Source organism: Sphingobium sp. MP9-4 (assembly GCF_005281675.1).
Classification (GTDB): domain Bacteria; phylum Pseudomonadota; class Alphaproteobacteria; order Sphingomonadales; family Sphingomonadaceae; genus Sphingobium; species Sphingobium yanoikuyae.
The window spans coordinates 1-16,631 of sequence record NZ_LUFI01000082.1; the positions used below are offsets into that span (position 1 = coordinate 1).

Consider the following 16,631-nt stretch of genomic DNA (forward strand, 5'->3'; position numbering starts at 1 on the left):
GGGCCACAGGCATCGACGCGCGGCGCCAGATCATCGGCGATCGCCGCCAGCACGGCGGCGCTAGCCGGGCCGACCGGCGCCGCGCCGTCGACCAGCGCCGCCGCCAGCAGTTCCAGCCGCTCGACCATGTCCCCATATGTGCGCCAGGCATCTGTGGATAAGTCGGCCAGCGCCGCCGGACGCGGCCCATGCCATGGCGCCCCCAGCACGCAATCGAGCGGATCGAAACCCAGCCCCAGATCATCGGCCAGCGCCCGCAGCAGCGACGCCTGCCCCGGATGCTCCAGGCCACGCGGGGTGCGCGCCAGCGCGATCAGCAGGTCGCGTCGCAGCCGCCCTTGCGGCGAAGCGGTGAAGACATGCAGCCCGTCGCGGATCTGCAATTCCTTCAGCTCACACAGATAATTGTCGATCGCGGCGAGCGCGTCGTCATCGTCGCCGGCGGCGCCGGCATCCTTGTCCAGCCCCTGGCTGCGGGCGAGGTCGATGATATCGCGGCGCAGCCGGTCGAGCCGGCGCGGGTCCATGCCAGCGGCAAGATAATATTCGTCCACCAGCGCTTCCAGCTGCTTGAGCGGCCCATAGCTTTCCGCCCGCGTCAGCGGCGGGGTCAGATGGTCGAGGATGACGGCGCCGATGCGGCGCTTGGCCTGTGTCCCCTCGCCCGGATCATTGACGATGAAGGGATAGAGTTGCGGCACCGGCCCGGCGCAGATTTCGGGGAAGCAGTCGGCCGAAAGCGACACCGCCTTGCCCGGCAGCCATTCCAGATTGCCATGCTTGCCGACATGGACCAGCGCCTGCGCGCCGAAGTCCTGCGCCAGCCAGACATGAAAGGCGAGATAGGCGTGGGGCGGCGGCAGCGCGGGGTCATGATAGCTGCTCTTGGGATCGATATTATAGCCGCGCGCCGGCTGCACCGCGATCGCGACATGGCCAAAGCGATGGACGGCAAGGCGAAACGCTCCGTCGCGCACGAAGGGATCGGCTTCCGGCGGTCCCCAGCGATCGACCATGGCGTCACGCGCGCTGTCGGGCAGAGCGGCAAGGGCCGCGCGATAGATATCGAGCGACAGGCGGACCTCGCCCGGCCGATCCAGCGACGCCCGATCATTGGTGACGCCGCCGGTCATCAGCCGCATCAGCGCGGCGCCGTCGCGCGGGGCGTCGCCGATCGCATAGCCGGCCTCACCCAGCCGGCACAGGATCGCGGCGGCGCTGGCCGGCGTGTCGAGACCCACGCCATTGCCGATCCGCCCATCGCGATTGGGATAATTGGCCAGCACCAGCGCGACCCGGCGCTCGGCCGGCGCAGTGCGGCGCAGTGCCGCCCAGTTGCGCGCCAGATCGGCGACGAAGGCGACCCGGTCGGGTGCCACGCGCGGTACGACGATGCCACACTGGGTGCGTTCATCGAACCGCTCGGCCGCCTTGAAGGCGACGGCGCGGGTGAAGAGGCGCCCGTCCACTTCCGGCAGGGCGACATTCATCGCCAGGTCGCGCGGGCCAAGGCCACGGGCGGACCCGCGCCAGCTGCCTTCCTCGACCCCGGCAAAGGCGGTCTGCAGGATCGAGCAGTCGGCCTGTTCCAAGATGCCCGGCACGCGCGGCTCGGACGACGACGAGGCGGCGAAGCTGGTCGCATTGACGATGATGTCGGGCGCGATGTCGGCCAGCAGCCCGCCGAGCCAGTCGCGCACGAACGGCTCGCGCAGCGCGCGGACATGCACGGCGGCAACGTTGAAGTCGCGCGCGCCAAGGGCCGCGACCATCGCATCGACCGCGCTCAGCGTGCCGGCGACCACCAAAGCGCGGTAGAAGATCAGCAGCGCCACCGGCCGCCCCTCGACCCAGGTCGCGCGCAGTTCCGCCACGCCGGGCCGGTCATGGCCGGGCAAATAGAGGCCCGCGTCGGCGATCGGCAGCGGATGATTGGGGTCGCCCGCATCCGCGCCGGTCAGCCGGGCGGCGCAGCGCAGGAAGGACAAAGCATTGGCGGTGCCGCCCTGGCGCAGATAGTCCCGCAACTGCTCGCGCATCGCCGCCGGCACGGTGGAGGCGAGGTCCAGCGCGGGATCGCCCTCGCGCCCGTCGGCGATCGCGGCGAAGGCGATGCCGCGTTCGCGCGCGACCTGCGCAATCTCGTCCACGCCATAGGGCCAATAGCTTTTGCCGCCGAGCAGGATGACGCAGACGAAGCGCGCCTTGGCGATCACCTTCTCGACATAGAGATCGACCGAATAGGGATGTTTGAGCTGCAGCAGATTGGCCAGCCGCACGGTCGGCGCGTCATCGGGCAGGCGCGCGGCGGCGGCGGCGAAACAGGCCAGGTCGCTGTCCGCCACGGTCAGGATGACGATGTCGCCGGGCGGCTGGTCGAGGTCGATCGCCTCCTCGCCGTCGCTGATCGTTCCCGGCGTGGCGGACAGAAGATGCATCAGCCGAGCACGGCCTGGATGTCGGCCTCGATCGCGGCGCGGTCCAGCCCCTTCTGGCCGATCACCACCAGCTGGGTGCGGCGCGCTTCCTGCGGCTGCCAGGGACGGTCGAAGAAATGCTGGATGCGCGGGCCGACCGCCTGCACGACGAGCCGCATCGGCTTGCCCGCGACCGCGACCATGCCCTTGACGCGCAGCACGTCATGGGTGGCGATCAGCGCGGACAGCGCCTCCACCAGCGTGTCGGGATCGACAACCGCATCGCCGCCGACGACGAAGCTGTCGAAATCATCATGGTCATGATCCTCGCCCTCCGCCTCATGGTGCGAGGGCCGGGCGTCGAGATCATCCTCCGCCGCCGCGACGATGCCCAGCAGCGCGCCGATATCGACCGCACCATGGGCGGCGCGGACGATCTTTACGCCGGGCCGCGTCTCGGCATCGACCTGCGCCTCGACCGCGGCCAGCGTGTCGGCATCGACCAGGTCGCTCTTGTTCAGCACCACCATATCGGCACAGGCGAGCTGATCCTCGAACAATTCCTCCAGCGGGCTGTCATGGTCCAGATTGGGATCGGCGGCACGCGCGGCGGCCAGCGCCGCCTCGTCGGTGGCAAAGCGACCGGCAGCGACCGCATCGGCGTCGATCAGCGCGACCACCCCGTCCACCGTGGCGCGGGTGCGGATGTCGGGCCACTGGAAGGCCTTGACCAGCGGCTTGGGCAGGGCCAGCCCCGACGTCTCGATGATGATATGGTCGGGCGGGCTCGGCCGGTCGAGCAGCGCGGTCATGGTCGGCAGGAAATCGTCGGCCACGGTGCAGCAGATGCAGCCATTGGCCAGCTCGACAATATCCTCTTCCGGGCAGGCGGCGTCGTTGCAGCCCTTCACCAGTTCGCCGTCGACGCCGACATCGCCAAATTCGTTGATGATGAGGGCCAGGCGGCGCCCCTTCGCATTTTCCAGCAGGTGGCGGATCAGCGTGGTCTTGCCCGCGCCCAGGAAGCCGGTGATGACGGTGGTCGGAATCTTGGCAGATGCAGTGTTGGCCATGACAAATACTCGCGCGCCGGAGCAACCGGGGCGGGAGCGAACCGGGCGCGCACGCACGGCCGGCCGGCATCGCGGACGGGCGCTTGTTCGCCCGCAGATGCGTGACCGCGCGGCTCCAGCCGCCAACCTGTCGCTCAGACGGAACACCGTGCCCCGGCCATCCCCTGGACCAAAGCAAGAGCGACCTAAACGCTGGCAGGTCTCCTGGCTTGCGGGTCATAGCGGGAGGAACGGCCTTCCCAGGCCTCGCATGATTTAGCGTCCGGCCCAGTGGCTGCTAATCCCGCATCGGGGACAGCCTTGTTCATCACGCTCGCCGCTCACAGTTGCAGGGACAGCTGCGGACTTGGATGCCATGGCATCCGCACCGCCTTCCCATTTTAAGCCCCCGTGGGGGCACCGGCGCGATCATGTCGGGACGATGCGAAGCGCCGTCCCTGGGCCGGTTCCTAGTCGCTTTGGGCAGCGGTGACAATCCAGCCATCGGCCATGGCGAGCGGCCAGGGCGTAAGGCGCTGGCCGACACAAGGGCCGCCGACGCAGGCGCCATCGTCGCGGCGGAACAGGGCGCCGTGCCAGCTACATCTTATATGGCTGCCATCCGGGGTCAGATAATCATCGAGCTGCTGCGCGAGCGGCAGGCCGGCATGGGGGCATTGATCGACAAAGCCGGCGACATGATCGCCATCCCGCACGGCAAAGCCATGGAAGCGGCCGGCGCGCATCTGCAGCACGAAATTGCGCGCCTTGCCATCGGCGATCTGCGCGATCGGGCAGAGGCGCACACCCGCCGGCGTCGCGAACAGGCGCGTGTCACTGACGCTCATATGTCAGAGTCGGGCTGGCGATCGGGGTGCGCGGCGGCAAAGGCGGGGAGCGCGCATGCCGCCGCGTCCACGGCGCACAGCCGCGGAAAGGGCGTCAGGTCGACGCCGAAGCGCCGGGCATTGTAGAGCTGGGGCACGATATGGCAGTCGGCGAAGCTGGGGCGGTCCCCGAACGCATAGGTGCCGCCGTGACGGGCGATCAGCGTTTCGAGCGCGGCGAAGCCCTCGCCGGTCCAGCGGCCGATCCAGGCGCGGACCTGATTCTCGCTGGCACCAAAATCCTGCCGCAGCGCCTGCAACACGCGCAGATTGCCGAGCGGATGGATATCGCAGGCGATGATGCCGGCCATGGCACGGACGATCGCGGCATCGCCGGGGTCGGCGGGCAGCAAGGACGGCTGCGGCCAGCGCGCTTCGATCCATTCCAGGATCGCGCCGCTCTGCGTCAGCACGCTGTCGCCATCCACCAGTGCGGGCACCAGCCCCTGCGGCGCCAGCGCCTGATAGTCGGGTGCCCGCTGCGCACCGCTGCGCAGGTCATGGGCGACCTGCGCATAGTCGACACCCTTCAGGGCCAGCGCGATCCGCACGCGATAGCTCGCGCTTGACCGCCAATAGCCATGAAGGGTGAGGTCGCTCATCGCGCCGGCACGATCATCGCGCGGCATTCGCCAAAGCCGATCGACACATGGCCGGGGGCCGACGCGGTGGCGCGCAATGTCACCTCGTCGCCATCCTCCAGGAAGCTGCGCGTCTCGCCCGATGGCAGGCTGATCGGCTCGCGGCCGCCGCTGCTGATTTCCATCAGGCTGCCATAGCCATCGCGCGTCGGGGCGGAGATGGTGCCGCTGCCCAGCAGGTCGCCCGGCATCAGGTTGCAGCCATTGGAGGCATGATGGGTGACGATCTGGCTGACGGTCCAGTACATGTTGCTCGCCGGCCCCTGGCTGAGCCGCATCGACGGCTGGCCCGCGTCGCGCATCGCCTGGGTGGAGAGATACACTTCCAAGGTCAGCGCCAGCGCGCCATGGGCCTGATCGTCGGCATCGCTGAGGTAAGGCAGCGGCGCGGGATCGCCTTCCGGCCGGGGCGGCTGGGCGATGCGGAACGGCGCCAGCGCCTCGGGCGTCACCACCCAGGGCGAGATGGTCGAATGGAAATTCTTGGCCAGGAAGGGCCCGAGCGGCTGATATTCCCACGCCTGGAAATCGCGCGCCGACCAGTCGTTGAGCAGGCAGAAGCCGGCGACATGATCGGCCGCCTCGCTGATGGGGATCGGGCTGCCCAGATCATTGCCGGCGCCGATCCACACGCCCAGTTCCAGCTCATAGTCGAGCCGGGCAGTCGGGCCGACCACAGGCACTTCGGCCTCGGGCGGCTTGCGCTGGCCGCGCGGACGGACCAACGGATCGCCCGACGGGCGAATCGAGGACGCCCGGCCATGATAGCCGATCGGCACATATTTATAATTGGGCAGCAACGGATTGTCGGGCCGGAACTGGCGGCCGATATTGTTGGCGTGATGGATGCCGACATAGAAGTCGCTATAGTCGCCGATCCGCGCCGGCAGGTGCAGCGTGCAGTCTGCGGCCCGGTGCAGCAGCGGCTCGACCGCCGGGCGATGGGCCGGGTCCGACAGCAATATGCTGATCCGGCGGCGCAGGGCGACCCGCTCCGCCACCGGCAGCGCCATCAGCGCATTGAGCTGATCTTCCAGCAGCGGCGCGCAGTCGATCAGCCCGGCACTGACGCAGGCGGCCAGGTCCAATATCGCGTCGCCGATCGCGACACCGGCGCGCGGCGAAGCTCCTGCGGGCGAAAACAGGCCATAAGGCAGATTCTGGATCGGGAAGTCGCCATGATCCTGCGCGCTGTCGACCCAGCTGGTGCGGGCGGGATCATGGGTCTCGTCTATGTGCCAATAGCTCATGGGGTCTCGTTCATCGGGGGAAGCTGGGCCTTGCGGAAGCCGGACCAGCACTCATCATAATCGGGCTGCAGCAGCGGGCTTTCCATCGCCCAGCGCGTGGGACGCAGCACCATCCGGCTTTCGAACATGAAGGCCATGGTGTCGGCGATGCGCTGAGGTGCCAGGTCGGCAGCGATCGCCTTGTCATAGCTCGCGCGGTCGGGGCCATGGCCGGCCATGCCATTGTGCAGCGACGCGCCGCCGGGCGCGAAACCGCCCGCCTTGGCATCATATTCGCCATGGATCAGCCCCATCAGCTCGCTCATCACATTGCGGTGGAACCAGGGCGGCCGGAACGTGTCCTCCGCCACCATCCAGCGCGGCGGGAAGATGACGAAATCGATATTGGCGGTGCCCGGCGTCTCGCTGGGCGAGGTCAGCACCGTGAAAATCGAGGGATCGGGATGGTCGAAACTGACCGTGTTGATCGTGTTGAAACGGGTGAGGTCATAGTGCAGCGGCGTCAGATTGCCGTGCCAGGCGACGACATCGAACGGGCTATGGTCCAGCATGGTTATCCACAGGCGGCCCATGAACTTCTGTATCAGGGCGAATGGCCGCTCGACATCCTCATAGGCCGCGACCGGCGCCTCGAAATCGCGGGGATTGGCGAGGCCATTGGCGCCGATCGGCCCCAGATCGGGCAATCGGAAGGGCGCGCCGTAATTTTCGCAGACATAGCCCCGCGCCGCGCCTTCGATCAGCTCGACCCGGAAGCGGACACCGCGCGGGATCAGCGCAATCTGCAACGGCGCGACGTCGATCACGCCCAACTCGGTGACGATGCGCAGCGCGCCCTGCTGCGGCACGATCAGCATCTCGCCATCTGCGCAGACGAAGGCGCGATCGACCATCGAGGCGGTCACGGCGTAGAGATGCACGGCGCAGCCTTGCCCGGCCGCGACATCGCCATTGCCGGCATAGCTGGTGAGGCTGTCGATGAAATCGACGTCATCCGCAGGCAGCGGCAGCGGGTTCCAGCGCAGCCGGTTGGGTGAGGGCGGCACTTCGTCGAACGGCGCGCTGCGCAGCAAGGCTGCAGCATCATAAGGCGCGAAGGATGGATGCGATGCCGCCGGCCGCATGCGATAGAGCCAGCTGCGCCGGTTCTCCGATCGTGGCGCGGTGAAGGCGGTGCCGGACAATTGCTCGGCATAGAGGCCATAGGGCACGCGCTGGGGCGAATTGCGCCCCATCGGCAGCGCGCCTTCCACCGCCTCGGTCGAAAAATGATTGCCGAAGCCGCTCATCATCCGGGGCGGCGCATCATTCATTGACGGTGATCACGCCGCGACGGATCTGGTCCAGCTCGATCGATTCATAGAGGGCTTGGAAATTGCCATTGCCAAAGCCTTCATTGCCCTTGCGCTGGATGATCTCGAAGAAGATCGGGCCGAACATCGTCTCGGTGAATATCTGCAGCAAGATGCCCTCCTCGCCGACATTGCCGTCGATCAGAATGCGGTTGCGCTTCAGACGTTCCAGATCCTCGCCATGGCCCGGCACGCGCTGGTCGACCAGCTCATAATAGGTCTCGATCGTGTCCTGCAGCCGCACCCCACGCGCGCGCAGCCGCTCGACCGTGTCATAGATATTGGCGGTGGTGAGAGCGATATGCTGGATGCCCTCGCCATTATAGTCGCGGATGAACTCCTCGATCTGGCTCTTGTCGTCCTGGCTCTCGTTCAGGGGAATGCGGATCGCCTTGTCCGGGGCGATCATCGCCTGGCTGAACAGGCCGGTCGCCTTGCCCTTGATATCGAAATATTTCTGCTCCTCGAAGCCGAAGAGGGTGCGGTAAAATTCGCTCCACACCCGCATCTGGCCGCGCTTCACATTGTGGGTCAGATGGTCGAGCAGGTCGAGGCCGACATTGTTGCGCGCTTCGGCTTCCCGCCAGCCGGGGAACTCGGCCCAGTCGGCATAGGGATCGCCGCCATCGGGCATGAAATAGAGATAGGATCCGCCAATCCCCTGGATCACGGTGTCATTCTCGTCCGTCGGCTTGCCACCATGGTCGAGCGCCCAGCGCAGCGCCGCATCGGGATCGGCAACGCGAAAGGCCATGGCGCTGGCCGAGGGGCCATGTTCGCCACGGAACGCAGCGACCCGCCCGGCATCGTCGCGATTGAGCATCAGGTTGATCCGCCCCTGCTTGTAGCGGGTGATATTCTTGGACGGGTGGCGGTGGGTCGCGGTGAAGCCCAGCTGCTCGAACTGCGCGGCCATCTTCTCGGGCTCGGGCGAGGTGAATTCGACGAACTCGAAGCCGTTGAGGCCCAGCGGGTTGGCGGGATCGATGGTCATGACGGGGTCCTCAGGCAGAAGGCAGATGCGGCGAAAGGCCGGCAACGAAGGCGGGGATGGTGTCGAGCCGCAGCCCGGCGATGTTGATGCGGCCATTGCCGGCCATGTAGATGCCATGGTCGGCGCGCATCGCGGCGACGGCGGCGGCGCTGACCGGTAGCATCGCGAACATGCCGCGCTGGCCGGCAATGGCGGCCAGCTGCGGATGGGCCGCGGCCAGCGCAGCGCGCAGCGCATTGATGCGGGTGCGCATCTGGTCCAGCTCGCTCATCCATTCGGCGCGCATCGCCGGCCGTTCCAGGATGGTGCGCACGATCGCCGCGCCATGATCGGGCGGCATCGACCAGATGCCGCGCGCCAGCGCGACGATGTTGGAGAAGGCCAGCGCGGTCAGCGCGGCATTCGCCCCCTGCACCCACAGCACGCCCACCCGCTCGCGATAGAGGCCGAAATTCTTGTCGCAGCTATAGGCGACCAGCGCATCGGGCACGGCGGCCAGCATCTGCCGCGTGGCAGCGGCGTCCGCCTCCAGCCCGTCGCCCAGACCCTGATAGGCGAGGTCGATGAACGGGATCAGGCCCCGCGCCGCGCACAGATCGGCGATCGCCGCCCATTGATCGGCGCTGAAATCGACGCCGGTCGGATTATGGCAGCAGCCATGGAGCAGCAGCACGTCGCCGGCCTGCGCAGCGGCCAGATCGGCAAGCATCGCGTCGAAATCGACCGCGCCGGCACCATCCAGGAAACGGTGCGAAGCCAGCGTCAGCCCGGCCTCGCGGAAGATCGGCGCATGATTGGGCCAGGTCGGATCGCCGATCCACACGGTGGCACCGGCGCGGGCGCGGGCGATGAGGTCGGCGCCCAGCCGCAGCGCGCCGGTGCCGCCCGGCGTCTGCACCCCGGCGATTCGGTCGGACCCGGCAAGCGGGCCAAAGACGATGGCGGCGAGCAGATCGACAAAGCCCGTGTCGCCCTCCGGCCCCAGATAGGATTTGCTGCCCTGCTCAGCCAGCAGCAGCGCTTCGGCGGCCTTCACCGCGCGCATCACCGGGGTCGCGCCCGCCTCGTCGCGATAGACGCCGACGCCCAGGTCGATCTTGTCGGTGCGCGGATCGGCGCGATATTGCGCGATCAGCCCCAGCAGCGCGTCGGGCGCCTGGCGATCGAGCGCACCGAACAGGGACCGGCCGGGCGCCGGGGCAAGAAGGGTCGTGTCTGTCATAGAACCTCAGAAGCGCGGGCACGGGCATAGGCCTGGGTGCCACGGGTGTAGATGATGTCGGTGTCGGTGATCGCGTCGGTGGCGAAATCGGGCTGCCCCGCCAGTTGCGCATAAAGCGGGGCGAAGTCGGTCTCGACCGTCTGGCGCAGCAGTTCCTCGAAACTGTCGATGACGAAATAGCTCTGCTGGTAATCGTCGATCCGATAGCGGGTGCGCATCAGCCGCCTGAGATCGAAGCCGAGCCGATTGGGCGAGGGATCGTCGAGCGCGAAGACGGATTCGCCATAGGAGGAGACGATGCCCGCGCCATAGAGGCGCAGCCCCTCGGGCCGGCGAATGAGGCCGAACTCGACCGTGTACCAGTAGAGCCGGGCCAGCCGCTCGATCGCACCCAGGTCGGCGGCGCGCAGGCCACCCTGGCCATAGGCCTGCATATAGTCGGCGAAGACCGGGTTCGCAAGCAGCGGCACATGGCCGAAGACATCGTGGAAAATGTCCGGCTCCTGCAGATAATCGATCTGGTCGGGGGTGCGGATGAAGCGGCCGGCGACGAAGCGGCGATTGGCCAGATGCTCGAAGAAGATCCGATCCGGCACCAGCCCCGGCACGGCGACCACCTGCCAGCCGGTCGCCCGCATCAGCCGATCGGACAGCTCCTCGAAATTGGGGATGCCGGGGCGGTTGATGCGCAATATGTCGAGCCCGGCCATGAACTCGGGCACCACCCGGTCGGGCAGCATGGCGGACTGGCGCGCGAACAGCCTGTCCCACATCGCATGTTCAGCCGCGCTGTAGAGGTCCCACGCCTGCGGGATCGTCCAGTCGGCCGCAGCGCCTGTGGGCGGATCAAGCTCCTCTACCATCACGCCAATCTCTCACAGAGTCGGCGTAATTGCCTTTCAATCGGGCAGGATTTATGAAGGATTTTGGGAAATCAATTCACAGATCGGCGATATCATGAACAAATCCGTCAATCTCGATGCACTCGACCGCCGCATCGTCGCAGAGCTTCAGCGCGACGCCTCGCTCAGCAATGCGGACCTCGCCGAACGGGTCGGCAGCACCGCCCCGTCCTGCTGGCGGCGGATCCGGGCGCTGGAGGAGATGGGCGTGCTCAAGGGCGCAGTGCGCCTCGCCGATGCGGAGAAGCTGGGTCATGCCGTCAACATTTTGTGCAGCGTGCGGATGAAGAGCCACACCAGCGAAAGCGTCGATGCCTTCCACGCCTTTGTCGAGGCGCATCCGCAGATCATGGAATGCTACCTCATGTCAGGCGAATGGGACTATCTGATGCGGGTCGTGGCCTCCGACGTCGCCGATTATGAGCATTTCCTGATGCGCAACCTGCTCAAACACCCCTCGGTCGGCGGCGCCTCCTCCCACTTCGCCCTGTCGGTGACGAAATTCACCACGGTGCTGCCGGTGGGGGAAGCTGGACGGTAGGAAGAAAGCGGCCGGATTACTGCCCCGGCCGCCTTCCGATCTTCAGGCCATCAGCGCCTTTACCGCGTCGGCCACGCGCTCGGGCGAGACGATATAGGCGTCCTCCAGCACCTTGGCGAAGGGCACCGGCGACTTGGGCGCGCCCAGCCGGCGGACCGGGGCCTTCAACTGGCCGAACAGTTCCTCGGCAATGGTCGAGGCGATCTCGCCGCCCGGACCGAAGTCGCGCACGGCTTCATGCACCACCAGCGCCCGGCCGGTCTTGGCGACCGAGGCCAGCACCGCTTCCCGGTCCCAGGGCGATACGGTGCGCAGATCGACCAGCTCGACCGAAATGCCCGCCTCCGCCAGTGCCGACAATGCGGCCTGGCAGCGCAGCAGCTGCGACGACCAGGAGACGATGGTGATGTCGCTGCCTTCCTGCACGATTCGCGCCTTGCCGAGCGGGATCGGCGTCGCGACCTCATCTACCTCGCCCGGAATGAACAGGCTGCCGGCGGATTCGATGAAGATGCAGGGATCGGGGTCCTGGATGCAGGACAAGAGCAGCCCCTTGTAATCGGCCGGGGTCGAGGGCGCGACCACCTTGATGCCGGCGGTGTGGGCGAACCAGCCTTCCAGATGGTCGGCATGCTGGCCGGCGGTCTGCCAGCCCGCGCCGGTCAGGGTGCGGATGGTGATCGGCACCGTGCTCTGCCCGCCCGACATGAAGCGCAGCTTGGCGGCATGGTTGAAGATCATGTCCATGGCGACAGTGGTGAAGTTCATCAGCATGATCTCCGCCACCGGCTTGTAGCCGGCCAGCGCCGCGCCGATCGCCGCGCCGATGATCGCCTGTTCGGAAATCGGCGTCGATTTGACGCGATCGTCGCCGAAGCGGGTCGAGAGGCCAGCGGTCGCGCCGGTGACGCCGCCGCCCTCGCGGTCGGCGACATCCTCGCCCAGCACCAGCACCTTGTCATCCTCCGCCATCGCCTGGGCGAGCGCCGAATTGACGGCCTGGAGCGAGTTCATCTTCTTGGCCGTCATGCGGGCATCTCCTGGGCAAACACATCGCGGCGCAGTTCGTCGACCGACGGCAGCGGGCTCGCCAGCCCGAATTCCTGGGCGTCCTCGACCTCGGCCTCGATCTTCGCCTGCATCTCGGCCAGCTGATCCTCGGTCGCGTGGCCCTGTGCCACCAGCCATGCCTTGAAGGCGGGCAGCGGATCCTTGGCGATCGCCGCGGCCTTCTCCTCCTTGGTCATATATTTGTCGTCGTCGCCCAGGACGTGGCCCAGGAAGCGGAAGGTCTTGCATTCCAGCAGGGTCGGCCCTTCGCCCTCGCGGGCGCGGGTGATCGCTTCATGCGCGGCGGCATACATGGCGAGCGGATCATTGCCGTCGACGGTATGGCCGGGCATGCCGTAGCCGATCGCGCGCTTGGCGATGAAGTCGACCGAAGTGCCGTTCTCGTAGCGCGTATGTTCGGCAAAGCCGTTATTCTGGCACACGAAGATCACCGGCAGCTTCCACACCGATGCCAGGTTCAGCGCCTCGTGGAAGGCGCCGATGTTGGATGCGCCGTCGCCGAAATAGGCAATCGTCACCCGCTTCGATCCATCCAGCTTCGCCGCCCAGGCAAGGCCATTGGCGATCGGCATGGAGGAGCCGACGATGCCGGTCGTCACCATCACCCCGGTTTCGGGATGGGTAAGGTGCATCGGCCCGCCCTTGCCCTTGCAGGTGCCATCGACACGCCCGGCGATCTCCGCCCAGAGCGGACGCAGCGGCATGTCCTTCGCCACCATGTCGTGGATGCCGCGATAGATGGTGCAGATCTTGTCGTCGTCGGTCAGCAGCGACGAGATGGTCGCGGGGATCACTTCCTGCCCACGCGCCGAATAATAGGGCATGACCAGCCGCCCCAGGCGGATGGTCTTGCGGATCGCGTCGTCATTGCGCTCGATCCGGATCATGCGGCGGTAGATGTCCACCAGCGCTTCCTGGCTCGGCGCCGGGGCGTTGCTCAACTCTGCCATGGGTTCCTCGATGGCTATGGAATGTGCCCCCTGCATTGGCTGTCGGGCATCGGGGGTCAACTCGCCCCGGCGATATGTGCCCCCATGGCCCAAAAGGCGCGAAAATGCGTCGCTTTTCCGCGCGATTTCGCTCCACCGATATGCGGCCGGCGATGCTTGCAATGCGGTCCGATCGGCTCAAGCTGGCAGCAGGGAGAGCGCGCGATGACGAACATGCTGACCGCCGTCGCCAGGGGCGGCGAAGGGATTGAGGGGATCGCGATCCACAGCGTGCCGATCCCGGTTGCGGGCCCCGGCGAGGCGCTGGTGCGGCTCAAGGCAGCGACGCTCAATTTCCGCGACCTGATCATCGCCCGCGGCATGATGGCGGGGCTTGCCAAGGAACCCGACTATGTCCCCCTGTCCTGCGCCACCGGCGAGGTGGTCGCGGTCGGCGAGGGCGTATCGCATGTGAAGCCGGGCGACCGGGTCAACCCGATCTTCGCCCTGGGCTGGCTGGAGGGACGACAGCCGAGCATGGCGATGCTGGGCGGCAGCGCTGACGGCGTCGCCCGTCAATATGCGGCCTTTCCGGCCGAGAGCCTGTGCATCGTGCCGGATGCGCTCGGCGATCTGGAGGCGGCGACTTTGACCTGCGCCGGCCTCACCGCCTGGAACGCGCTGTTCCTGCCCCGCCCGATCCAGCGGGGCGAATGGATATTGTGCCAAGGCACCGGCGGCGTATCGATCGCGGCGCTGCAATTCGCCAAGGCGGCCGGCGCCCATGTCGCCATCACCTCCTCCTCCGATGCCAAGCTGGCGCGCGCCCGCGCGCTGGGCGCCGACATCAGCATCAATTATCGGACCGATCCCGACTGGCCGGCGGCGATCCGCCAGGCGCTGGGCGGACGCGGTGTCGACATCGTCGTCGATGTGGTCGGCGCCAGCCAGGTGGAAACCGCCGCATCGCTGCTCAACCCCGGCGGGGTGATCGCCGCGATCGGCATGCTGGGGTCCGATTTCAGCTGGCACCTCGCCGATGTCGGCGGCCATCCGGTCGCCCGCATCTCGGTCGGCAACCGCGCCGAGCATGAGGCCATGATGGCCTTTTGCGCGCAACATCGCATCCGGCCGGTGGTCGATGCGGTCTATGATCTCACCCGTCTGGCCGATGCCTGCCGCCATCTGGAAAGCGGCCAATTTTTCGGCAAGATCGGGATAAACCTACTCTAAATTCTGGAACGGACGCATGGACAAGAATGAAAAGGCGCGCGAGGCGGCCGAGCGCGTGCTGCAACTGGAGGCAGAGCTGGAGGCGGAGGGCGACGCCCGGACCGGCGGCGACGAACTCGCCCATTCGCGCGCGGTGCTGCACCAATGGGTCGATACGGTGGTCGCGGTCGTGGCCTCGCCGGGGGTCGGCCGCGTGACGCTGATCCACGCCGATGGCGGCCAGACCAAGATTGCTTCGCCCAGCCTGCCCTTCCTGCTCTCGCGTCCGGCCCGGTTCGATGCGCAGGATGAAAATTCTCCGCCCGACGCGGGTTGAAAGCAGCGGACGGCTTCCTATCTGTGAATGGTCCCGGCCAGCCCCCTCAGGCCGAGACATCTTACCAGGCCCCCGGCGCACTCCCCCCGCGTCGGGGGCAATGGTTTTCCGGGGCTATTCCCTTCCTGCGTTACTGAGTGTCCAGCCCCGCCGCATGGCGCGCGGCGATATAGCCGAACACCATCGACGGTCCGATGCTGGCGCCCGCCGCGACATAGACATTGCCCATCACCGATGCGGTGGTGACGCCGGTGGCATAGAGGCCGGGGATCGGCGCGCCTGCGCCATCGACCACCCGCCCGCGTTCATCGGTGACGACGCCGCCATAGGTGCTGACATCGCCCGGCACGACCGGCACGGCGTAAAAAGGCCCCTTCTCGATCGAGCCCATGGAGCGCTCCGCGGAAAAGGGATCGCCCACGAAGCCGCAATTGTCATAGGCGCGCGCGCCGCGATCATAGTCCCCATCCTTGCCGGCAGCGACGAAGCCGTTCCAGCGTGCCACCGTCGCGGCCAGGGTGGCGGGATCGGCGCCGATGCTGGTCGCCAGCCCCTCGATCGTGTCGGCGCTGTGCAGATAGCCGCTTTCGACCCAGCCTTCGGGAATCGCCTTGTCGATGAAGCGGCCGGCAACGGCATAGAGTTCGACATATTGACGGTCCAGGATCGCCCAGCTGGGCACCGCCGGCACCACCGCGTTCCGCCGGACCATCGTCTCGCAATAAAGCTCGTAACTGCCCCCTTCGTTCATGAAGCGGGTGCCGCCCTGATCGACCAATATGGCGTGCGGCTTGCCAGTCATCGACTGGGCGCCGGGCGCGACATAGCCCTTGTCCCAGCCGGGCGCGGGGGTCAGCTGATAGCCGACCATCTGATCCATCTGCGCCAGCCGGCCGCCGATCCGCTCCAGTTCCTGCTGCATCTCGCCGGTGTCGCCCTCAGGCGTCTGCGACCATTCGGCGCGGGTGCCGGGCATGTAGCGGTCGCGCATCGCCTGATTGCGGGCAAAGCCGCCGGCATTGACCAGCACGCCCAGCCGCGCGCCGATCCGCCAGGGCTTGCCGTCCTTCACCGTGACGACGCCGGTGGCGATCCCCTCCTGCACGACGATCTCGCTTACCGGCGTATCGGTGCGGACATCGGCGCCGGCGGCCAGCACGGCTTTCAGCATCCGCCCCTGCAGCGCGGCCCCGGCGGTGGTATATTTGCGGCCCAACAGCTTGTCGCGAATGGTGCGCAACGCGATCTTCGCCATCAGCTTGCCCGATGCCTTGTTGGTCCGGCGATGGCCCTGCGCCTCCATCCCCTCGACCAGCGTGACGTTGAATTCGGCAAAGCCCTGGCGCAGCCGGTCGGCCCAGTCGCCCAGTTCCTTGCGGTTGAAGGGCCTGGCCACCACGGTGCGCGACGTCTTGCAGCCACCGGGCTGCTCATCATAATAATCCGGCCAGAAGGTCGAACCGCGTTGCAGCGCGATCCCCTGATCCACCAGAAAATCGACCGCGCGCGGCGCCTGCGTCACATAGGCCAGCCTTTTCTCGCGTGAAGTGCCCGGCGCCGGATGGCCATCGAGCGCCTGCAGCGCGTCGAGATAGGTCATCGCTGCCTCGGCACTGTCCGCCTCGCCATCGGCTGCCATGAAACGGTTGGCGGGAATCCACATGACGCCGCCCGACTTGGCGGTGGTGCCGCCGATCTTGTCGGTCTTTTCCAGGATGACGACCGACTTGCCGGCCTGGCACATGACCAGCGCCGAACTCATCGACCCGGCGCCGCTGCCCACGACCACCCAGTCGAATATCTCGTCGAACCCGTCCATGCGCC

Annotated in this window: 15 protein-coding genes and 1 riboswitch; of the genes, 3 read left to right on the forward strand and 12 right to left on the reverse strand. The window is 67.1% G+C overall.

The window, feature by feature from the left end; translation table 11 throughout:
- The 9 genes from cobN to phhA all read right to left on the reverse strand — a co-directional run.
- Window positions 1-2,438, reverse strand: a 2,438-nt coding sequence (gene cobN, locus A0U87_RS22790) for a cobaltochelatase subunit CobN (RefSeq protein ID WP_137406039.1), incomplete at its 3' end; no start/stop codon positions are given.
- Entirely contained in the window at window positions 2,438-3,490 is a 1,053-nt protein-coding gene (gene cobW / locus A0U87_RS22795; RefSeq protein ID WP_037519491.1) for a cobalamin biosynthesis protein CobW, read from the reverse strand. The genes cobN and cobW, both read right to left, overlap by 1 nt.
- 176 nt (window positions 3,491-3,666) lie before the next feature.
- Window positions 3,667-3,909: riboswitch (cobalamin riboswitch) on the reverse strand.
- 30 nt (window positions 3,910-3,939) lie between these two features.
- Window positions 3,940-4,317, reverse strand: coding sequence for a Rieske (2Fe-2S) protein (locus tag A0U87_RS22800; protein ID WP_048936725.1), 378 nt, complete (start codon window positions 4,315-4,317; stop codon window positions 3,940-3,942).
- Complete coding sequence (gene maiA, locus A0U87_RS22805) at window positions 4,314-4,958, reverse strand: maleylacetoacetate isomerase (RefSeq protein ID WP_048936856.1); 645 nt, start codon at window positions 4,956-4,958, stop codon at window positions 4,314-4,316. The genes A0U87_RS22800 and maiA overlap by 4 nt, the downstream gene beginning before the upstream one ends.
- A complete protein-coding gene (fahA, locus tag A0U87_RS22810; RefSeq protein WP_048936726.1) occupies window positions 4,955-6,247 on the reverse strand; it encodes a fumarylacetoacetase in 1,293 nt (430 codons plus the stop codon). The genes maiA and fahA overlap by 4 nt, the downstream gene beginning before the upstream one ends.
- Window positions 6,244-7,560, reverse strand: coding sequence for a homogentisate 1,2-dioxygenase (gene hmgA / locus A0U87_RS22815; protein WP_048936727.1), 1,317 nt, complete (start codon window positions 7,558-7,560; stop codon window positions 6,244-6,246). The genes fahA and hmgA overlap by 4 nt, the downstream gene beginning before the upstream one ends.
- A complete protein-coding gene (hppD, locus tag A0U87_RS22820; protein WP_048936728.1) occupies window positions 7,553-8,593 on the reverse strand; it encodes a 4-hydroxyphenylpyruvate dioxygenase in 1,041 nt (346 codons plus the stop codon). The genes hmgA and hppD overlap by 8 nt, the downstream gene beginning before the upstream one ends.
- A 10-nt stretch (window positions 8,594-8,603) precedes the next feature.
- Window positions 8,604-9,815: an amino acid aminotransferase gene (locus A0U87_RS22825; protein WP_048936729.1), complete on the reverse strand. Its 1,212-nt coding sequence runs from the start codon at window positions 9,813-9,815 to the stop codon at window positions 8,604-8,606.
- Window positions 9,812-10,678, reverse strand: coding sequence for a phenylalanine 4-monooxygenase (phhA, locus tag A0U87_RS22830; RefSeq protein ID WP_137406053.1), 867 nt, complete (start codon window positions 10,676-10,678; stop codon window positions 9,812-9,814). The genes A0U87_RS22825 and phhA overlap by 4 nt, the downstream gene beginning before the upstream one ends.
- Window positions 10,679-10,772: 94 nt before the next feature.
- Here phhA and A0U87_RS22835 point away from each other — a divergent pair, with 94 nt between their 5' ends.
- Complete coding sequence (locus A0U87_RS22835; protein ID WP_004209492.1) at window positions 10,773-11,258, forward strand: Lrp/AsnC family transcriptional regulator; 486 nt, start codon at window positions 10,773-10,775, stop codon at window positions 11,256-11,258.
- A 42-nt stretch (window positions 11,259-11,300) separates the two neighbouring features.
- Here the strand turns inward: A0U87_RS22835 and A0U87_RS22840 are convergent, their stop codons facing one another.
- Both A0U87_RS22840 and A0U87_RS22845 read right to left on the reverse strand, forming a co-directional pair.
- Window positions 11,301-12,287 carry a transketolase C-terminal domain-containing protein gene (locus tag A0U87_RS22840; protein WP_048936731.1) on the reverse strand — a complete coding sequence of 329 codons (987 nt, stop codon included), beginning with the start codon at window positions 12,285-12,287 and terminating at the stop codon, window positions 11,301-11,303.
- Window positions 12,284-13,279 (reverse strand): thiamine pyrophosphate-dependent dehydrogenase E1 component subunit alpha, encoded by a 996-nt coding sequence (locus A0U87_RS22845; protein WP_026108932.1) that lies wholly within the window; start codon window positions 13,277-13,279, stop codon window positions 12,284-12,286. The genes A0U87_RS22840 and A0U87_RS22845 overlap by 4 nt, the downstream gene beginning before the upstream one ends.
- A 204-nt stretch (window positions 13,280-13,483) precedes the next feature.
- On the opposite strand from A0U87_RS22845, the gene A0U87_RS22850 reads away from it, so the two are divergent.
- Window positions 13,484-14,491: an NAD(P)-dependent alcohol dehydrogenase gene (locus tag A0U87_RS22850; protein ID WP_048936732.1), complete on the forward strand. Its 1,008-nt coding sequence runs from the start codon at window positions 13,484-13,486 to the stop codon at window positions 14,489-14,491.
- A gap of 16 nt (window positions 14,492-14,507) precedes the next feature.
- Complete coding sequence (locus tag A0U87_RS22855) at window positions 14,508-14,807, forward strand: hypothetical protein (protein WP_004209488.1); 300 nt, start codon at window positions 14,508-14,510, stop codon at window positions 14,805-14,807.
- Between the two features lie 130 nt (window positions 14,808-14,937).
- On the opposite strand, the gene A0U87_RS22860 is transcribed toward A0U87_RS22855, so the two are convergent.
- On the reverse strand, window positions 14,938-16,626 hold the full coding sequence (locus tag A0U87_RS22860) for an FAD-dependent oxidoreductase (protein ID WP_048936733.1): 1,689 nt from the start codon (window positions 16,624-16,626) through the stop codon (window positions 14,938-14,940).
- Window positions 16,627-16,631 lie beyond the last annotated feature (5 nt).